This is a genomic window from Mycobacterium sp. E2327, from assembly GCF_001672675.1.
In the GTDB taxonomy this organism is placed as follows: domain Bacteria; phylum Actinomycetota; class Actinomycetes; order Mycobacteriales; family Mycobacteriaceae; genus Mycobacterium.
This window is the reverse complement of the sequence record NZ_LZKE01000058.1, coordinates 1-16,616: the sequence shown is the minus strand read 5'-3', so window position 1 is coordinate 16,616 and position 16,616 is coordinate 1. Positions and strand designations below refer to the sequence as shown.

Here is a 16,616-nt window from a genome sequence, read left to right as displayed (position 1 = left end):
GGCCCCGGTCGAAAAACGCGGGCCAACGCTCGGCCTTGAACGCTTCAAATGCTCCGATGGAGACGATCCGGTCGACGTTGTCGTCGAACTCTTCCCAACCCTGCAACCGCACTTCGATGTTGCGCCCGGTCGGGATCCCCGCCAGCCTGGTTTTGCTGTATTCGAACTGGTTGCGGCTGAGGGTAATTCCGATCACGTTCACGTCGAACTTCTCGACCGCCCGTTGCAGCGCCCCGCCCCAGCCGCAGCCGATATCGAGCAGCGTCATTCCGGGTTCGAGGTTCAGTTTTCCCAGCGCCAGGTCGAACTTCGCATTCTGCGCTTCCTCGAGGGTCATATCGTCTCGCTCGAAGTAAGCGCAGGTGTAGCCCATTGTTGGGTCTAGGAATAGGGCAAAAAACTCGTCCGATACATCATAGATAGATTGCGACTCTTCGTAATACGGCTCTAACGAAGTCATGGTTGCCCGACACACCTCTCGTTTGTTGACCGGGAGGATGATATCGGATGCGCAGATCGGTTGCTACGCGGACGCCGGACGCGTCAGTAGGTATAGAAACCCTGACCGGATTTTTTGCCCAAACGGCCCGCCTCGACCATGCGCAGCAGCAGCGGCGGTGGACCGTATTGCGGTTCTTTGAATTCCTCGAACATTTTATCCGCGATGAGTTTGAGGGTGTCCAGGCCGACGAGGTCGGACAGCCGCAGCGGTCCCATCGGGTGCGACAACCCGGCGACGACGGCCTTGTCGACGTCCTCGACGCTGGCAAAGCCGGCCTCCACCATCCGGATCGCCGAAAGCAGGTAGGGCACCAGCAGCGCGTTGACCACGAAGCCGGACCGGTCCGAGCAGCGCACCACCTGCTTGCCCAGCACCGCGCCGGCGAACTGCTCGGTGCGCGCGGCGGCGGCTTCGTCGGTGACCAGCGTGCACACCAGCTCCACCAACGGCAGCACCGGCACCGGGTTGAAGAAGTGCAGGCCCAGCACGCGCTGGGGATTCTTGGTGGCCGCCGCGACCTTCATGATCGGGATGCTGGAGGTGTTCGACGCCAGCACGGCGTCGGGATCGGTGACGACCCGGTCCAGTTCGGCGAAGAGCTCGGCCTTGACGGCCTCGTCCTCGACGATGGCCTCGATCACCAACTGGCGGTCGGCCAGGTCTTTCAGGTCGGTCGTAAAGGTCAGCTTGCCGAGCGCGCTGTCCCGCTCCCGCTCGGTCACCTTGCCGGCGCTGACGCCCCGCTCCAGCGATTTGACGATGCGGTTGCGTCCCGCCGCGATCAGCGCCTCGGTCGGCTCGTAGACCGTTACGTCGACTCCCGCGCGGACGGAGACCTCGGCGATGCCGGAGCCCATCTGCCCGGCACCGACCACCCCGACCCGTTCGATCGCTGCCATTGCTCCTCCTTATATGCGCGAGCAGACGCAGAATCGCATCAACTGGGGTGCAGGAGTGCGACTCTGCGTCTGCTCGGCAGACTAACTCAGTGGAACTGGCCCTCTTCGGTGGAACCGGTCAGCGCCGTGGTCGACGAGCTGGGGTCCACGGTGGTGGCGATCCGGTCGAAGTAGCCGGCACCGACCTCGCGCTGGTGCTTGGTGGCGGTGTAGCCACGCTCCTCGGCGGCGAACTCGCGCTCCTGCAGCTCGACGTAGGCGCTCATCTGGTTGCGGGCGTAGCCGTAGGCCAGATCGAACATCGAGTAGTTCAGCGCGTGGAAGCCGGCCAGCGTGATGAACTGGAACTTGAATCCCATTGCGGCAAGCTCCTTTTGGAACTTCGCGATGGTGCCGTCATCGAGGTGCTTGCGCCAGTTGAACGACGGCGAGCAGTTGTACGCCAGCATCTGGTCCGGGTACTCGGCCTTGACCGCCTCGGAGAACTTGCGCGCGAGCTCCAGGTCGGGGGTGCCGGTCTCCATCCAGATCAGGTCGGCGAACGGGGCGTAGGCCTTCGCCCGCGCGATGCAGGGCTCGATGCCGTTCTTGGTCCGGTAGAAGCCTTCCTTGGTGCGCTCGCCGGTGATGAACGGCTGGTCACGCTCGTCGACGTCGGACGTGATCAGCGTCGCCGCCTCGGCGTCGGTGCGAGCGATCACGACGGTCGGCACGCCGCACACGTCGGCGGCCAGCCGGGCCGAGGTCAGGGTGCGGATGTGCTGCTGGGTCGGGATCAGCACCTTGCCGCCGAGGTGGCCGCACTTCTTCTCCGAGGCCAGCTGGTCCTCCCAGTGCGAACCGGCGACGCCGGCGGCGATCAGGGCCTTCTGCAGCTCGTAGACGTTGAGCGCGCCGCCGAAGCCGGCCTCGCCGTCCGCGACGATCGGCGCCAGCCAGTTCTCCACCGACTTGTCGCCCTCGACCTTGGCGATCTGGTCGGCGCGCTGCAGCGCGTTGTTGATCCGGCGAACCACCTGCGGCACCGAGTTGGCCGGGTACAGGCTCTGGTCGGGGTAGGTGTGGCCGGACAGGTTGGCGTCACCGGCGACCTGCCACCCCGACAGGTAGATGGCCTTGAGGCCGGCGCGAACCTGCTGCACGGCCTGGTTGCCGGTCAGCGCGCCCAGCGCGTTGACCCATTCCAGGTCGTGCAGCTCTTCCCACAACACCTCCGCGCCGCGGCGGGCCAGGGTGTGCTCCTCGACAACGGTGCCTTGCAGCGCGACGACGTCCTCGGCGGAGTAGGTGCGCGTGACACCCTTCCACCGCGGGTTGGTGTCCCAGTCGTGCTGGATCTGCTCGGCGCTCTTGGGCGTGCCAACGACAGACATTGGGCTTACTCCTTAAACGGTCTTCAATTGCGAACTGACGCTGAACGGTCCACGCCACCCGCCTTGCGGCGGTAGCTAGGGCTCAACTTCACTGGCGTGCTAACTCGAAGATGGCACAGCTTGTTCCTGCAGGTCCACCCGTTTCATTTGCCAATTTCGGCAACACGATCGCACGATTTTGCAAACTTTGCGAAGATGAACGCAAACTTAACCGTTTCAGAAGCTACCGGTCAGTAACCATATTTTCGCAGGTCAGAGCGCAAATTGAGGGGACCGGCGGTACCGCTATAACGCGAAGATCGCGGCGACGGCTTTTGTCTCGTCGCCGACGGCGTATGTGAGCGTTGTAACAGCCCGGTCGGCCAGGTTCGGACCGAATTGATCGGTGGAACCGGCCGGGTGGAAATGCGAGATGATCTCGAGTTTGTCGCCCAGCGCGACCGGTGCCTCGTGCTCGATCGTGGTGCGCAGCGGCCACCGCAGCAGCTCGGGATGCGAAGCCAGGTAATCCTCGATCACGCTCCAATACACCGAGTTGTTCATGTGGTCGAAGAGGTCGATGTCGGTCACCCGGACGGGGAACTCGTGGATCTCGGTCGCGTCGTCGCGGCTGCCCGGCTTGAGGTAGCCCTTCCACTTCAGGCGGGTCACCGAGGTGGTCTTGTGCAGGCCCGCCAGGAAGTCGTCGGCGATGCGCGACGGCATCTGCGTGTCCCGGTTGATGTTGATCCAGAAGGCCTCGGACTCGATTAGGCCGCCCTTGCGACCGTCGATGCGGACCCGCATCTCGCACCACCGGTTCGAGGTGCCCGAACACCAGCGCCGGCACCGCAACATGTCCTGGAACTCGATCGGGCGGATCAGGTCGACCATGGTGCGCCGGACGATCCACAGCGGGTGGGTCTCCTCGAAGCCCATCTCGCGCAGCTGGTCCTGGCCGATGTCCTGGATGTGCCGGGCGGCGGCGTCGAGCCGCAGCCGGCCGGTGCGGTCGATGTCCGCGACCCGGAGCGGCCACTCGCGACCGAATACATCGGGGTGCCCGTCCGGCACCGGCATCAGTGTCTTGTCCAGGCTCACGGCTGTGCTCCCCGTTCCCTCCGCATCGGTATCCCAGGTTAACCCCGGCCCGCGATGCGAATACTGCCAAAGCGCAACTTCAAAACACCAATCGCGACGGGAAAGCGACGCTGTGCCAACTCTGCTAACGGCACCTTCGCATCGGCCGGTATTCTTCGTTAAGTGGCAAAAACCTTCGTCGGCTCCCGCGTTCGGCAACTCCGCAACGAGCGCGGGTTTTCCCAGGCCGCGCTGGCCCAGATGCTGGAGATCTCGCCGAGCTACCTCAACCAGATCGAGCACGACGTTCGCCCGCTGACCGTCGCGGTGCTGCTCCGCATCACCGAGGTGTTCGGGGTCGACGCGACCTTCTTCGCCTCCCAGGACGACACCCGGCTGGTCGCCGAGCTGCGCGAGGTCACCATGGACCGCGACCTGGACATCGACGTCGAGCCGACCGAGGTCGCCGAGATGGTCAACGCCCATCCGGTCCTGGCCCGCGCGGTGGTCAACCTGCACCGGCGCTACCGGATCACCACCGCGCAGCTGGCCGCCGCCACCGAGGAGCGCTACACCGACGGCAGCGGCAGCGGGTCGATCACCATGCCCCACGAAGAGGTGCGCGATTACTTCTACCAACGCCAGAACTATCTGCACGAGCTGGACACGGCGGCCGAGGACCTCACCGTCACGATGCGGTTGCACCACGGCGACCTCGCCCGCGAGCTGACCCGCCGGCTCACCGAGGTGCACGGGGTGCACATCACCCGGCGCATCGACCTGGGCGACACCGTCCTGCACCGCTTCGATCCCGGCACCAGGACGCTGGAGATCAGCAACCACCTCTCCTCGGGTCAGCAGGTGTTCAAGTTGGCCGCCGAATTGGCCTACCTCGAGTACGGCGACCTGATCGACAGCCTGGTGGCCGAGGGCAAGTTCACCAGCGAGGAGTCGCACACGCTGGCGCGGCTGGGGCTGGCCAACTACTTCGCCGCGGCTGCGGTGCTGCCCTACCGCCAATTCCACGACGTCGCCGAAAACTTCCGCTACGACGTCGAGCGGCTGTCGTCGTTCTATTCGGTGAGTTACGAGACCATCGCACACCGGCTTTCGACGCTGCAGCGGCCGACGATGCGCGGGGTGCCGTTCTCGTTCGTCCGGGTGGACCGCGCCGGCAACATGTCAAAGCGCCAGTCGGCCACGGGTTTTCACTTCTCGTCCAGCGGCGGGACCTGTCCGCTGTGGAACGTCTACGAGACGTTCGCCAACCCCGGCAAGATCCTGGTGCAGATCGCCCAGATGCCCGACGGCCGCAACTACATGTGGGTGGCCCGCACCGTGGAGCGCCGCGCCGCGCGGTATGGTCAGCCCGGTAAAACCTTCGCGATCGGGCTCGGCTGCGAGCTCCGCCACGCGCACCGGCTCGTCTACTCGGAAGGGCTCGACGTCTCGGGAGGACCAGGAACAGTGGCCACACCGATCGGCGCGGGCTGCCGCGTCTGCGAACGCGACAACTGCCCGCAGCGGGCGTTCCCCGCGCTGGGCCGCGCGCTGGACCTCGACGAGCACCGCAGCACCGTGTCCCCGTACCTGGTGAAGCAACCGTGACCGCGCAAGCCGGCCGGATCCCGTCGGGGCGTTTCCGCGAGCTGGGGCCGATCAACTGGGTGATGGCGAAGGCGGCCGCGCGCCGGATGGGGGTGCCGGAGATGCACCTGTTCACCACCCTGGGGCAGCGCCGGGCGTTGTTCTGGACCTGGGCGATGTACGGCGGACGGCTGCTGCGGGGCCGGCTGCCGGCGATCGACACCGAGTTGGTGATCCTGCGGGTCGCGCACGTGCGCGGATGCGAATACGAGCTGCAGCACCACCGCGGGATGGCGCGCCATCAGGGCCTCGACGACGACCTGCAGGCCGCCATTTTCGCGTGGCCCGAGACGTTGGACCGGGTCGAGGCGCGCCTGACCGTGCGCCAGCAGGCGCTGCTGGCGGCCACCGACGAGTTCATCAAGGACCGCACGGTCAGCGACGCGACCTGGCGGGAGCTGGCCACTCACCTGGACCGGCGCCAGCTCATCGAATTCTGCTTGCTGGCAAGCCAATACGACGGCCTCGCCGCGACGATGTCGGCGTTGGCCATCCCGTTGGACAAGCCGCGCTAGAAGTAGACGTCGGCCAGCACGGCCAGCGTCAGCGCCAGGGGCGCGACGGGCAGGCCGAAGCCGAACCCCGCCCACGCGTACTTGCCGCGCCGGCGTTGCACCAAAGCCCACAGCACGGCGCATACCGCGAGCACGGCGGAGCCGAGCAGCACCGTCGGGGCCCACCGGCCCACCGCCGCGTTGTCGTCGGCGATCGAAAAGGCCACCAACCACAGGACGTAACCCGCGGCGACCCCGCCGATCGCGCCCACGGTCGTGGCGGTGGTGTCGCTGCTTGTCACGACGAGCTCAGAAGTTGATCATGTGGCCGGTCAAGCCGTGGAAGCATTCCTGCAGCGCCTCGGACATGGTCGGGTGGGTGTGCACGTTGCGGGCCAGCTCCGTGGCGGTCAGGTCCCACTTCTGGGCCAGCGTCAGCTCGGGCAGCAGCTCGGACACGTCGTGGCCGATCAGGTGTCCGCCCAGCAGCTCGCCGTACTTGGCGTCGGCGACCAGCTTGACGAAGCCGCTGGGGTCGCCCACCCCATGCGCCTTGGCGTTGGCGGTGAACGGGAACTTGGCCACCACGACGTCGTAGCCCTCGTCGCGGGCCTGCTGCTCGGTAAGCCCGAAGCTGGCGACGTTCGGCTGGCAGAAGGTCGCGCGCGGCAGCATGCGGTAGTCGCCGAGTGCCAAAGTCTCGGCGCCGGCGATGGTTTCGGCCGCCACCACACCCATGGCCTCGGCGACGTGGGCCAGCATCAGCTTCCCGGTGACGTCGCCGATGGCGTAGATGTGCTCGACGTTGGTACGCATGTAGTCGGTGATGCCGATCGCCTTGCGATCGGTGAGCGCGACGCCGGCCGCCTCCAGGCCGTAGCCCTCGACGTTGGGCGCGAAACCGATGGCCTGCAACACCTTTTGGGCCTTGAGGTCCTCGGACTTGCCGTCTTTGCTGACGGTGACGGTGACCACCGAACCGTCGTCGTTGATGGCCTCCACCTTGGTCCCGGTCAAGACCTTGACGCCCAGCTTCTTGAACTGCTTCTCGATCTCCTTGGACACCTCGGCGTCCTCGTTGGGCAGCGCGCGCGGCAGGAACTCGACGATGGTGACGTCGACGCCGTAGTTCTTCAGCACGTAGCCGAACTCCATGCCGATCGCCCCGGCCCCGGCGATGACGATCGACTCCGGCAGCTCCCGCGTCATGATCAGTTCCTCGTAGGTGACCACGTTTTCCGACAGCGAGGTGCCTGGCACCAGCCGGGTGCTGCTGCCGGTGGCGATGATGACGTTGTCGAACGTGACCGTCTCGGTCCCACCGTCGTTGAGATCGACCGACAGCGTGTGGGGGTCGGTGAAGCGGCCGTACCCGTGGATCTCGGTGATCTTGTTCTTCTTCATCAAAAAGTGCACGCCGGCGACGCGGCCCTCGGCCACCTTGCGGCTGCGGTCGAAGGCGACGCCGTAGTCGAAGGTCGCGTCGCCGCTGATGCCGAAGGCCTGGGCCTCTTTGGTGAAGATGTGCGCCAGTTCGGCGTTGCGCAGCAACGCCTTGGACGGGATGCAGCCGACGTTGAGGCAGACACCGCCCCAGTACTTCGGCTCGACGATGGCGGTGTTCAAGCCGAGCTGCGCGGCGCGGATGGCTGCGACATACCCGCCGGGACCGGCTCCGAGGACGACGACGTCATAGTGAGAAGTCACGAGCCCTACCCTAATGGCCTAGTACGGGATGACGCCGATCAGGCAGTGGCCCGTGTGGGCGCAGTAGTAGTAGCCGTACAGGGGCGCCGCGGCGGCGACGGACGCGAACGGCCCCGACATCACCGCGAGCGACAGCGCGGAGATCAACACCCTGCCCTCCGCCATGGCCAGCAGCACGCCGCCCACCGCGCACGCCACGACGTACACCAGGACCGTGAACAGCGCGGGCGTCTTGTCGATCGAGTGGTACCACCAATAGAAGAGCCCGAGCCCGACCACGCCCGCCACGATCCACCCGCCGAAGAGGACCAGAACCAAGTGCCACCACCGCAGGTAGTGGTAGCGACCGGGCACGGCGACCGGTTGCACCGGCAGCCCGCCGCCGTCGGCCCCGGCCTCCTCGGCGGGAACCTCGTCGGTGGCCTCCGGGGCGGACTCGGCGGTGTCGGCCGCCGGCTGCGGGCCGCTGTCGTCGTCGTCGGAAAAGTCCGGGACCCATGACTGGGTGCCCGTGTCCTCCTCGTCAGCCACCGCAGGCCACCCGCAGGGCGACGAGCACGCCGAACCAACCCGGCCCGAGCGACAGGATGAACGCGCCGAGCGCGGTGACCCAGCGGCGCCCGGAGAACAGGACCGTCAGCAACCCGAACACGGCGGGGACCCCGACCACCAGCGCGGTGACGACGTCGGGCCGGATCCTCGCGTGCACCAGCACGGTGAGCGCGACCCCGGCCAAAAACCCGACGGCACAGCCGATCAGCATGGCGCCGGCCAGCTGCCACGGACGCGGGAGCGGGATCACTCTGACGAGGGTAGCGCCGTCATCCGGCGTGGGGCGTCACCACCGGGCCGCGCGCCGACGGGCGTTCGCCACGCTCGTAGGCGGCGCCGGTGATGACGGATTCGGCCGCCAGCTCGCCCTGCTCTTCGTCGGTGAAGACGCGCCCGCGCGACAAGAACCGCACGCCCTCGGGCGCCTCGAGGCTGAACCCGCCGCCGCGTCCCGGAACGACGTCGATGACCAGTTGGGTGTGCTTCCAGGTCTGGTACTGCGGGCCCGAGATCCACACCGGCACTCCGTCCCCGACGTCGAGCACGCCGAGCAGCACGTCGCGGTCGCCGACCAGGAAATCCCCGCGCGGGTAGCACATCGGCGACGACCCGTCGCAGCAGCCGCCGGACTGGTGGAACATCACCGGGCCGTGCCGCTCCTGCAGCCGGGCCAGCAGGTCCGCGGCCGCGGCGGTGATCACGGCACGCGAGGCCATCAGAAGAATCCCTGCGCCTTTTCGGAGTAGGACACCAGCATGTTCTTGGTCTGCTGGTAGTGGTCGAGCATCATCTTGTGGTTCTCCCGGCCGATGCCGGACTGCTTGTAACCGCCGAACGCGGCGTGCGCCGGGTAGGCGTGGTAGCAGTTCACCCACACCCGGCCCGCCTGGATGTCGCGTCCGGCCCGGTACGCGGTGTTGCCGTCGCGGCTCCACACGCCGGCGCCCAGGCCGTAGAGGGTGTCGTTGGCGATCGAGATCGCGTCGTCGTAGTCGGTGAACGACGTGACCGCCACCACCGGCCCGAAGATCTCCTCCTGGAAGATCCGCATCTTGTTGTTGCCGGCGAAGATCGTCGGCTGCATGTAGTAGCCGCCCGCCAGGTCGCCGCCCAGCTCGGCGCGCTCGCCGCCGCAAATGACCCGCGCGCCTTCGTTTTTGCCGATTTCGATGTAGGACAGGATCTTTTCCATCTGGTCGTTCGACGCCTGCGAACCCAGCATCGTCTCGCTGTCCAGCGGGTCACCCTGCCGGACCGCCTTGGTGCGGATCGCGGCGAGCTCGAGGAACTCGTCGTAGATGTCGGCCTGGATCAGGCTGCGCGACGGGCAGGTGCACACCTCGCCCTGGTTGAGGGCAAACATCGTGAAGCCCTCCAGCGCCTTGTCCTGGAAGTCGTCACCTCGGGCCATGACATCGTTGAAGAAGATGTTCGGGCTCTTGCCGCCGAGCTCCAGGGTGACCGGGATCAGGTTCTGGCTGGCGTACTGCATGATCAGCCGCCCGGTGGTGGTTTCGCCGGTGAACGCGACCTTGGCGATCCGGTTGCTCGACGCCAGCGGCTTGCCGGCCTCGGCGCCGAATCCGTTGACCACGTTCAGCACTCCCGCCGGCAACAGGTCGCCGATCAGCGACATCAGGTAGAGCACCGAAACCGGTGTCTGCTCAGCGGGTTTGAGCACCACCGCGTTGCCGGCCGCCAGCGCCGGCGCCATCTTCCAGGCGGCCATCAGGATGGGGAAGTTCCACGGAATGATCTGTCCCACCACCCCGAGCGGCTCGTGGAAGTGGTAGGCGACGGTGTCGTCGTCGATCTGCGAGAGCGAACCCTCCTGCGCGCGCAGGGCCGCGGCGAAATACCGGAAATGGTCGGCCGCCAGCGGGATGTCGGCGGCCAGCGCCTCGCGGACCGGTTTGCCGTTGTCCCAAACTTCGGCCACCGCCAGCGCGGCGGTGTTCTCCTCGATGCGGTCGGCGATCTTGTTCAGGATCGCCGCCCGCTCGGCGGGCGCGGTCTTGCCCCACGCCGGGGCCGCGGCGTGCGCCGCGTCCAGCGCCTTGTCGATGTCGGCCTCGTCGGAGCGCGCGACCTCGCAGAAGGTCTGGCCGGTGACCGGCGACGGGTTTTCGAAATAGCGGCCACCCGCGGGGGCCACCCACTGGCCCCCGATGAAGTTCTCGTACCGGGATTCGTACGACATCAACGCCCCGGCATCGCCCGGACGTGCGAAAACAGTCATCTGTCCGCTCCTCGTTGGACCGTGTGTAACACACCTCACACTACCGCCGGGTCCAGAATGGCTGCCATGACGAGCTCCCAAGACCCCTACCTCTGGCTCGAGGACGTCACCGGCGACGACGCGCTGACGTGGGTGCGCGCCCGCAACGAGCCCACCCTCGCCGAGTTCTGCGACGAAGAGTTCGAGCGGATGCGCGGCGAGGCCCTGGAGGTGCTCGACACCGATGCCCGCATTCCGTATGTGGTCCGCCGCGGCGAATACCTCTACAACTTCTGGCGCGACGCCGCCAACCCGCGGGGGTTGTGGCGCCGCACCACGTTGGACAGCTACCGCGCCACCGCCCCGGAATGGGACGTGCTCATCGATGTCGACGAGTTGGGCCGCCTCGACGACACGAAGTGGGTGTGGGCGGGCGCCGGTGTCATCGAACCCGACCACAGCCGGGCGCTGGTCGGCCTGTCCCGCGGCGGCTCGGACGCGTCGATCGTCCGCGAATTCGACATGCTCACACGCGAATTCGTTCCCGGCGGTTTCGAACTGCCGGAGGCCAAGTCGCAGATCGCCTGGGCCGATCCGGACACCGTGCTGGTCGGCACCGACTTCGGCGCCGATTCGCTCACCGAGTCCGGCTACCCGCGCCTGATCAAGCGATGGCGGCGCGGCACAGCGCTGGAAGACGCGGAGACCGTCTTCGAGGGAGCCCGCTCCGACGTCCGCGTCTCCGCCTCGGTGGATCGGACGCCGGGCTTCGAGCGCACCTTCCTGGGGCGGGCGCTCGACTTCTGGAACGAAGAGGTCTACGAGCTGCGCGGCACGGAGTTGATCCGCATCGACGCGCCCACGGACGCGGGCCTGTCGATGCACCGCGAGTGGATCCTGATCGAGCTGCGCACCGACTGGTACCTCGGCGACGCCACATACGCCGCGGGTTCGCTGCTGGCCGCGAACTACGACGAATTCCTCGCGGGCACAGCGGAATTAGCCGTGGTATTCGAGCCCGACGAGCACACCGCCCTGAACCACTACGCGTGGACCAAGGACCGCCTGCTGATGGTCACGCTGGCCGACGTGGCCAGCCGGGTAGAGATCGTCACGCTGCCCTCGCGTGACGACCCGCCGCGCCCGGCTTCGCCGCGCTTGCGATCGTCACGACCCGAGTGGCGCCGCGAGCCGGTCGCGGGCATCCCGCCCGCGACCAATACCGTCGTCGTCGCCGCCGACGACAAGGGCGACGAGTTCTTCCTCGATTCCAGCGGATTCGTCACGCCGTCGCGCCTGATGCGGGGGACCGCCGACTCGCCACTCGAGCCGATCAAATCTGCCCCGGCGTTCTTCGACGCCGAAAACCTCTCGGTGTCACAGCATTTCGTCGCGTCCAAGGACGGCACGTCGATCCCGTACTTCGTCGTGCGGCGCGCGGGCTCAGACGGCCCCGGGCCCACGCTGCTCAGCGGATACGGCGGATTCGAAACCGCCAACACGCCTGCCTACAGCGGCGTGCTGGGCCGGCTGTGGCTGGCCCGCGGGGGCACCTACGCCTTGGCCAACATCCGCGGCGGCGGCGAGTACGGGCCCGGCTGGCACACCCAGGCGATGCGCGAGAACCGGCACAAGGTCGCCGAGGACTTCGCCGCGGTGGCAACCGATTTGGTGGACCGCGGCATCACCACGGTCGCGCAGCTGGGCGCGCGGGGCGGCAGCAACGGGGGCCTGCTGATGGGCATCATGCTGACCCAGTACCCGGAGAAGTTCGGCGCGCTGGTGTGCGACGTGCCGCTGCTGGACATGAAGCGCTACCACCTGCTGCTGGCCGGGGCGTCGTGGATGGCCGAATACGGCGACCCGGACAATCCCGAGGACTGGGAGTTCATCTCCGAGTACTCCCCGTACCAAAACATTTCGGACACCCGCGACTATCCGCCCGTGCTGATGACCACGTCCACCCGCGACGACAGGGTGCATCCGGGCCACGCACGTAAGATGACGGCCGCGCTCGAGGCCGCCGGCCACCAGGTCGCCTACTACGAGAACATCGAGGGCGGGCATGCCGGCGCGGCCGACAACGAGCAGGTCGCCTTCAAGTCCGCGCTCAGCTTCTCCTTCCTGTGGCGGATGCTGAGCAACGGTTAAGCTCGAAGGCGATCTAACTAATGTTGTCGAGGAAGGCGTGGATCATGGGAGCACTGAGGTTCATCGGCCTGGCGACAGTGACGGCGATCGCCCCGATCGCGGTCGTCCTCGGAGCCGGCCCGGCGCATGCCGATACCGACCTCGGGAAGCCGTGCTCGCCGGCGGGCGCGAAGGTCTGGGGGGTCCCCGGCCCGATCTACTGCGAGCCGCAGGCCGACGGTGGGGCGCACTGGGTGTCCATTCCCGTCGACGCCATGTGCGTGGCGTTCTGCGTCAATCACCCGTAGCGGCCTCATCCTCGCTCCGGTTGCGGCGCCCGATCAGCCAGGCGATCACGACCACGGCGATCGCGAGCCCGCCGTACCGCAGCGCCGAAGGCCACCAGGGTTCGGAGTGCGGGGCGGGCTGCTTGAGGGCGGCCAGCGCCGCGAGATAGCTGCCGTTGTCGGTCGGCCCCGCGGCCGGTAGCGACTGGGTCTTGGTGACCCTGATCTGGGCCGGGTTGCTGGGATCGTTCACCTGACCCCAGGCCACGGTGGAGTCGTCGAGCAGGAAGGTGTCCTGGCTGCCCGCGGGTTGGCCGGCGTCGTGCCCCAGGACCACGACCTGGCCGACTTCGACGGTCTGGTTGTCCGCGGCGATGTTGGCGGCGACGTGTTCGTACACCTCCGGGGGCGCCGGTGGGTTGTAGTTCGGCGGCGGCGGGCCGCTCGAGTCCGGCGGCGGTATCCAGGCCCCGCCGTAGAAGCTGCCCGCCACCACGTGGCTGTAACCGACCCCGGTGAACGGGAACACGCCGGCGGCGGCGGCGTCGAGCACGATGCGGCCCCCGGCCGGCACGAACGCCTCCCGATAGGCGCCGTCGTAGAAGTAGCGGAACGTCATCGCCTCGCTGAGCGGGTTGAACAGGGCCGGACGGTGATTGTCGTCGTAGTCGACGTACTCCCAGTGCCGGGGGCGCACCAGTTCCTGGTTGTCCGCCTTCACCACGTCGACGTTGCCGTTATGGGCGTCGACCACGTTGCGCACCTGCTGATTGAAGTCGTACACCTGGCTCGGCGGCTCGAGTGGCCTGGCGGGGTTGATGCGCGTCGCGGGAGCGGCCTTGGCGTCCGCGACCTCGTTCGGCGGCACGTCCAGTCCCTTCGGCGGTGCCACCTCCGGGGCGCTTCCTCGCGTGCTGGGCGGCAGTTTCGAGGTCTGCACCGGAATCGGGGTGGGGGACGTGGGACTCGGCGGAACGGCGCGGGGCGGTGGCACCGGCGGCGCCGGCTCCAGCGGAACCGGCTCCGGCTCGGGCACCGGCACCCGGGTCGGGGGCGGCTGGGCGGGCCGGGGCGGCGCGGCGCTGTAGCAGACGTTCGCGGTGTGGTACATCTCCACGTAGGACAGGCAGTTCTGGCAGGACACCGGGTTCGCCCCGTCGCCGGCGCACGGCGCCGCCTGTGCCACACCGGTTGTGGCGGCCGGCACGCCGAGGGGGGCCAGCGCTATCACGGCCGCGGCCACCGCCGGGATAACCTTGCCCATTGCGCACTGCCCGATCAGCCTCGGCAGACCTTCCGATACCCCCACCTGGTGGACATGCTAGCGGCCATAGGATCGTCGCGTGGCAGCCACCGAACGCATCGAACTCACCCTGCTGGCTACCGGTTTGATCTTCGTCGTGGCCGGGGCGGCGCAAGCGCGCTACCGGTTCATCAAAGAACGCCGCCCGGGGCGGCGGTTCTACTGGGCCACCTCGATCATCGGGATCGTCTCGTTCGCGGCCGGGGTGGGCAAGCTCTGGCCCAACGCCGTCGTCGTGGCGGCCATCTTCTCCGCCGTCGTCGCCTTCTCGGCCTACCTGACGACGCCCTATCTGAAGATCGGCGGCCGCATCTACGCGTCGTCGCCGGAAAACCGGCAGCCCGACCCCTAAGGAAGCCATGCCCGACTTCGAGACCCTGCTGTACGCGACGGCCGGCCCGGTCGCCACCATCACGCTGAACCGCCCTGAGCACCTCAACACCATCGTCCCGCCCATGCCCGACGAGATCGAGGCCGCCATCGGGCTCGCCGAGCGGGACCAGGGTGTCAAGGTCATCGTGTTGCGGGGCGCGGGCCGCGCGTTCTGCGCCGGCTACGACTTCGGCGGCGGCTTCCAGCGTTGGGGGGACGCCATGATGACCGACGGCAAGTGGGACCCCGGCAAGGACTTCGCGGTGATCACGGCCCGCGAGACCGGACCGCATCAGAAGTTCATGGCTATCTGGCGGGCAACCAAACCGGTGATCGCGCAGGTGCACGGCTGGTGCGTCGGCGGGGGCAGCGACTACGCGCTGTGCGCCGACATCGTGATCGCCAGCGAGGACGCCGTGATCGGCACCCCGTACAGCCGGATGTGGGGCGCGTATCTGACCGGCATGTGGCTCTACCGGCTGAGCCTGGCCAAGGTCAAGTGGCACGCGCTGACCGGGCGGCCGCTGACGGGCGTCCAGGCCGCCGAGGTCGAGCTGATCAACGAGGCGGTACCGTTCGAGCGGCTCGAGGCGCGCGTCGCCGAGATCGCCGCCGAGCTGGCGCGAATCCCGTTGTCGCAGTTGCGGGCGCAGAAGCTGGTCGTCAACCAGGCCTACGAGAACATGGGCCTGGCCTCCACCCAGCTGCTGGGCGGCATCCTCGACGGCCTGATGCGCAACACCCCCGAAGCGCTCGACTTCATCGAGACGGCCCAGACCCAGGGCGTGCGCGCGGCGGTCGAGCGCCGCGACGGCCCGTTCGGCGACTACAGCCAGGCCCCGCCGGAGCTGCGGCCCGATCCCCGCCACGTCATCGTGCCTGATCGCGACGGATAGTGAGATGAACTACGAATATGTCCCAGGGCCCCCAATAGGGCCGGAGAAAGTGCTACCGTAACGACTATGTCTCGGCTGAGTTCTCACCTGCGCGCAGGCGTCGTTTTTGTTGCTTTCCTGGTAGCCATGAGCATCGCGGCTGCGACCTTCCCGAAGACGGCCGCGGCCGACTCCACGGAAGACTTCCCCGTCCCGCGCAGGCAGATCGAGACCACCTGCGACGCCGAGCAGTACCTGGCCGCCGTCCGGGACACCAGCCCGGTGTACTACCAGCGGTACATGATCGACTTCAACAACCACGCCAACCTTCAGCAGGCGACGATCGATAAGGCGCACTGGTTTTACTCGCTGTCGCCGGCGGACCGCAGGACTTATTCGGAAAACTTCTACAATGGCGATCCGCTGACCTTCGCCTGGGTCAATCACATGAAGATCTTCTTCAACAACAAGGGCGTCGTCGCCAAGGCCACCGACGTGTGCAACCAATACCCGCCCGGCGACATGTCGGTGTGGAACTGGTCCTAGATCCACTCTGGTCTTTATTCACGAGCCGGTTTAAGATCGGCGACTGTCGGGAATCGTTTATTTCCCCGCTTTAGGGGACAAATCAATAGTTCTTGACTGGCATTCCGTGCAATTGGGGATACCGGTCCGCTCGACCACCTTCTACAGGACTGACATGATGCTCATGCCGGGATGCCGCGGCCCCGTGGGGACGCGATGAGCGCGGTAGATCCGCAGTCGGACGCGCTGGCGACCCTCGACTGGCAGGACATCACGTGCCAATCCGAGGGCGGCTGCACCAACCGCGCGACGCACATCGTCTACCGGCACGCCGTGGACCAATGCAACCGGCCGAACCTCGACCCGTCCGGCAACATCGTCGAGATCCTCTGCATCGGCTGCCTGCGCCGCCTCAAGACCCAGGTGTTGGCGCAGGTCGACCGGATCAACCGCTGCCCGGGCGGCTACTGCCTGACCTGTGGCGCGCCGGTGCACAAGCTAAGCGACGTCATGCGCAAAATGGTGCAGCTCCGCACCTACGCCTGAGTGCGAAATCGGCACCGTGCCAACGATTGTGACCGCGGCGGTGCCGGCCGGCTAGTGTCGTGAGTCGTTAATTCGTCGACAGTAGTTTGCGACGGACTCCAGGATTTGGTCGGCGGTCTTGGTCCAG

Annotated in this window: 19 protein-coding genes; 8 read left to right on the top strand and 11 right to left on the bottom strand. The window is 67.2% G+C overall.

Going from position 1 to position 16,616, the window contains the following annotated elements; all coding sequences use genetic code 11:
• The 4 genes from A5712_RS07675 to A5712_RS07660 all read right to left on the bottom strand — a co-directional run.
• The coding region (locus A5712_RS07675) for a class I SAM-dependent methyltransferase (protein ID WP_156766463.1) at positions 1-460 on the bottom strand (460 nt) is incomplete at its 3' end.
• Positions 461-543: 83 nt separating this feature from the next.
• Positions 544-1,401: a 3-hydroxybutyryl-CoA dehydrogenase gene (locus A5712_RS07670; protein WP_068103168.1), complete on the bottom strand. Its 858-nt coding sequence runs from the start codon at positions 1,399-1,401 to the stop codon at positions 544-546.
• An 86-nt stretch (positions 1,402-1,487) separates the two neighbouring features.
• Entirely contained in the window at positions 1,488-2,774 is a 1,287-nt protein-coding gene (gene aceA, locus A5712_RS07665; protein WP_068103166.1) for an isocitrate lyase, read from the bottom strand.
• 285 nt (positions 2,775-3,059) lie between these two features.
• Positions 3,060-3,854, bottom strand: coding sequence for an acyl-[acyl-carrier-protein] thioesterase (locus A5712_RS07660; protein ID WP_068103164.1), 795 nt, complete (start codon positions 3,852-3,854; stop codon positions 3,060-3,062).
• A gap of 162 nt (positions 3,855-4,016) precedes the next feature.
• On the opposite strand from A5712_RS07660, the gene ramB reads away from it, so the two are divergent.
• On the top strand, positions 4,017-5,441 hold the full coding sequence (gene ramB / locus A5712_RS07655; RefSeq protein WP_068103161.1) for an acetate metabolism transcriptional regulator RamB: 1,425 nt from the start codon (positions 4,017-4,019) through the stop codon (positions 5,439-5,441).
• Positions 5,438-5,995 carry a carboxymuconolactone decarboxylase family protein gene (locus tag A5712_RS07650; protein ID WP_068103158.1) on the top strand — a complete coding sequence of 186 codons (558 nt, stop codon included), beginning with the start codon at positions 5,438-5,440 and terminating at the stop codon, positions 5,993-5,995. The genes ramB and A5712_RS07650 overlap by 4 nt, the downstream gene beginning before the upstream one ends.
• Here the strand turns inward: A5712_RS07650 and A5712_RS07645 are convergent.
• Genes A5712_RS07645 through adh form a run of 6 tightly spaced genes read right to left on the bottom strand, consistent with a single transcriptional unit; the run spans position 5,992 to position 10,472 of the window.
• Positions 5,992-6,276 (bottom strand): hypothetical protein, encoded by a 285-nt coding sequence (locus A5712_RS07645; RefSeq protein WP_068103156.1) that lies wholly within the window; start codon positions 6,274-6,276, stop codon positions 5,992-5,994. The two genes, A5712_RS07650 and A5712_RS07645, sit on opposite strands and share 4 nt — an antisense overlap.
• A 7-nt stretch (positions 6,277-6,283) precedes the next feature.
• Positions 6,284-7,681 carry a dihydrolipoyl dehydrogenase gene (gene lpdA, locus A5712_RS07640; RefSeq protein ID WP_068103154.1) on the bottom strand — a complete coding sequence of 466 codons (1,398 nt, stop codon included), beginning with the start codon at positions 7,679-7,681 and terminating at the stop codon, positions 6,284-6,286.
• An 18-nt stretch (positions 7,682-7,699) separates the two neighbouring features.
• The gene (locus A5712_RS07635) at positions 7,700-8,212 is read right to left on the bottom strand and encodes a hypothetical protein (RefSeq protein ID WP_068103152.1); all 513 of its coding nucleotides are present in this window, start codon (positions 8,210-8,212) and stop codon (positions 7,700-7,702) included.
• Entirely contained in the window at positions 8,205-8,483 is a 279-nt protein-coding gene (locus A5712_RS07630; protein WP_068103150.1) for a putative holin, read from the bottom strand. The genes A5712_RS07635 and A5712_RS07630 overlap by 8 nt, the downstream gene beginning before the upstream one ends.
• A 19-nt stretch (positions 8,484-8,502) precedes the next feature.
• A complete protein-coding gene (locus A5712_RS07625; protein ID WP_068103148.1) occupies positions 8,503-8,949 on the bottom strand; it encodes a DUF779 domain-containing protein in 447 nt (148 codons plus the stop codon).
• Entirely contained in the window at positions 8,949-10,472 is a 1,524-nt protein-coding gene (adh, locus tag A5712_RS07620; RefSeq protein ID WP_068103146.1) for an aldehyde dehydrogenase, read from the bottom strand. The genes A5712_RS07625 and adh overlap by 1 nt, the downstream gene beginning before the upstream one ends.
• Positions 10,473-10,529: 57 nt before the next feature.
• Here adh and A5712_RS07615 point away from each other — a divergent pair, with 57 nt between their 5' ends.
• Both A5712_RS07615 and A5712_RS07610 read left to right on the top strand, forming a co-directional pair.
• Complete coding sequence (locus A5712_RS07615; protein WP_068103144.1) at positions 10,530-12,602, top strand: prolyl oligopeptidase family protein; 2,073 nt, start codon at positions 10,530-10,532, stop codon at positions 12,600-12,602.
• Between the two features lie 44 nt (positions 12,603-12,646).
• Entirely contained in the window at positions 12,647-12,889 is a 243-nt protein-coding gene (locus A5712_RS07610; RefSeq protein ID WP_068103172.1) for a hypothetical protein, read from the top strand.
• Here A5712_RS07610 and A5712_RS07605 read toward each other — a convergent pair.
• A complete protein-coding gene (locus tag A5712_RS07605) occupies positions 12,876-14,132 on the bottom strand; it encodes a hypothetical protein (protein WP_068103142.1) in 1,257 nt (418 codons plus the stop codon). The two genes, A5712_RS07610 and A5712_RS07605, sit on opposite strands and share 14 nt — an antisense overlap.
• Before the next feature lie 79 nt (positions 14,133-14,211).
• On the opposite strand from A5712_RS07605, the gene A5712_RS07600 reads away from it, so the two are divergent.
• The 4 genes from A5712_RS07600 to A5712_RS07585 all read left to right on the top strand — a co-directional run bounded on the left by A5712_RS07600 (position 14,212) and on the right by A5712_RS07585 (position 16,489).
• Complete coding sequence (locus tag A5712_RS07600) at positions 14,212-14,523, top strand: hypothetical protein (protein WP_068103140.1); 312 nt, start codon at positions 14,212-14,214, stop codon at positions 14,521-14,523.
• Between the two features lie 7 nt (positions 14,524-14,530).
• Positions 14,531-15,439 carry a crotonase/enoyl-CoA hydratase family protein gene (locus A5712_RS07595; RefSeq protein WP_068103137.1) on the top strand — a complete coding sequence of 303 codons (909 nt, stop codon included), beginning with the start codon at positions 14,531-14,533 and terminating at the stop codon, positions 15,437-15,439.
• A 66-nt stretch (positions 15,440-15,505) separates the two neighbouring features.
• Entirely contained in the window at positions 15,506-15,964 is a 459-nt protein-coding gene (locus tag A5712_RS07590) for a DUF5078 domain-containing protein (RefSeq protein WP_068103135.1), read from the top strand.
• Positions 15,965-16,159: 195 nt separating this feature from the next.
• Positions 16,160-16,489: a hypothetical protein gene (locus A5712_RS07585; RefSeq protein WP_068103170.1), complete on the top strand. Its 330-nt coding sequence runs from the start codon at positions 16,160-16,162 to the stop codon at positions 16,487-16,489.
• Positions 16,490-16,616 lie beyond the last annotated feature (127 nt).

Coding starts and splice junctions, on each gene's coding strand:
- A5712_RS07610 (WP_068103172.1), top strand. CDS start 12,647: ATGGGAGCACTGAGGTTCATCGGCCTGGCGACAGTGACGGCGATCGCC.
- A5712_RS07595 (WP_068103137.1), top strand. CDS start 14,531: ATGCCCGACTTCGAGACCCTGCTGTACGCGACGGCCGGCCCGGTCGCC.
- A5712_RS07585 (WP_068103170.1), top strand. CDS start 16,160: ATGAGCGCGGTAGATCCGCAGTCGGACGCGCTGGCGACCCTCGACTGG.
- A5712_RS07670 (WP_068103168.1), bottom strand. CDS start 1,401: ATGGCAGCGATCGAACGGGTCGGGGTGGTCGGTGCCGGGCAGATGGGC.
- A5712_RS07615 (WP_068103144.1), top strand. CDS start 10,530: ATGGCTGCCATGACGAGCTCCCAAGACCCCTACCTCTGGCTCGAGGAC.
- A5712_RS07590 (WP_068103135.1), top strand. CDS start 15,506: ATGTCTCGGCTGAGTTCTCACCTGCGCGCAGGCGTCGTTTTTGTTGCT.
- aceA (WP_068103166.1), bottom strand. CDS start 2,774: ATGTCTGTCGTTGGCACGCCCAAGAGCGCCGAGCAGATCCAGCACGAC.
- adh (WP_068103146.1), bottom strand. CDS start 10,472: ATGACTGTTTTCGCACGTCCGGGCGATGCCGGGGCGTTGATGTCGTAC.
- A5712_RS07605 (WP_068103142.1), bottom strand. CDS start 14,132: ATGGGCAAGGTTATCCCGGCGGTGGCCGCGGCCGTGATAGCGCTGGCC.
- A5712_RS07625 (WP_068103148.1), bottom strand. CDS start 8,949: ATGGCCTCGCGTGCCGTGATCACCGCCGCGGCCGCGGACCTGCTGGCC.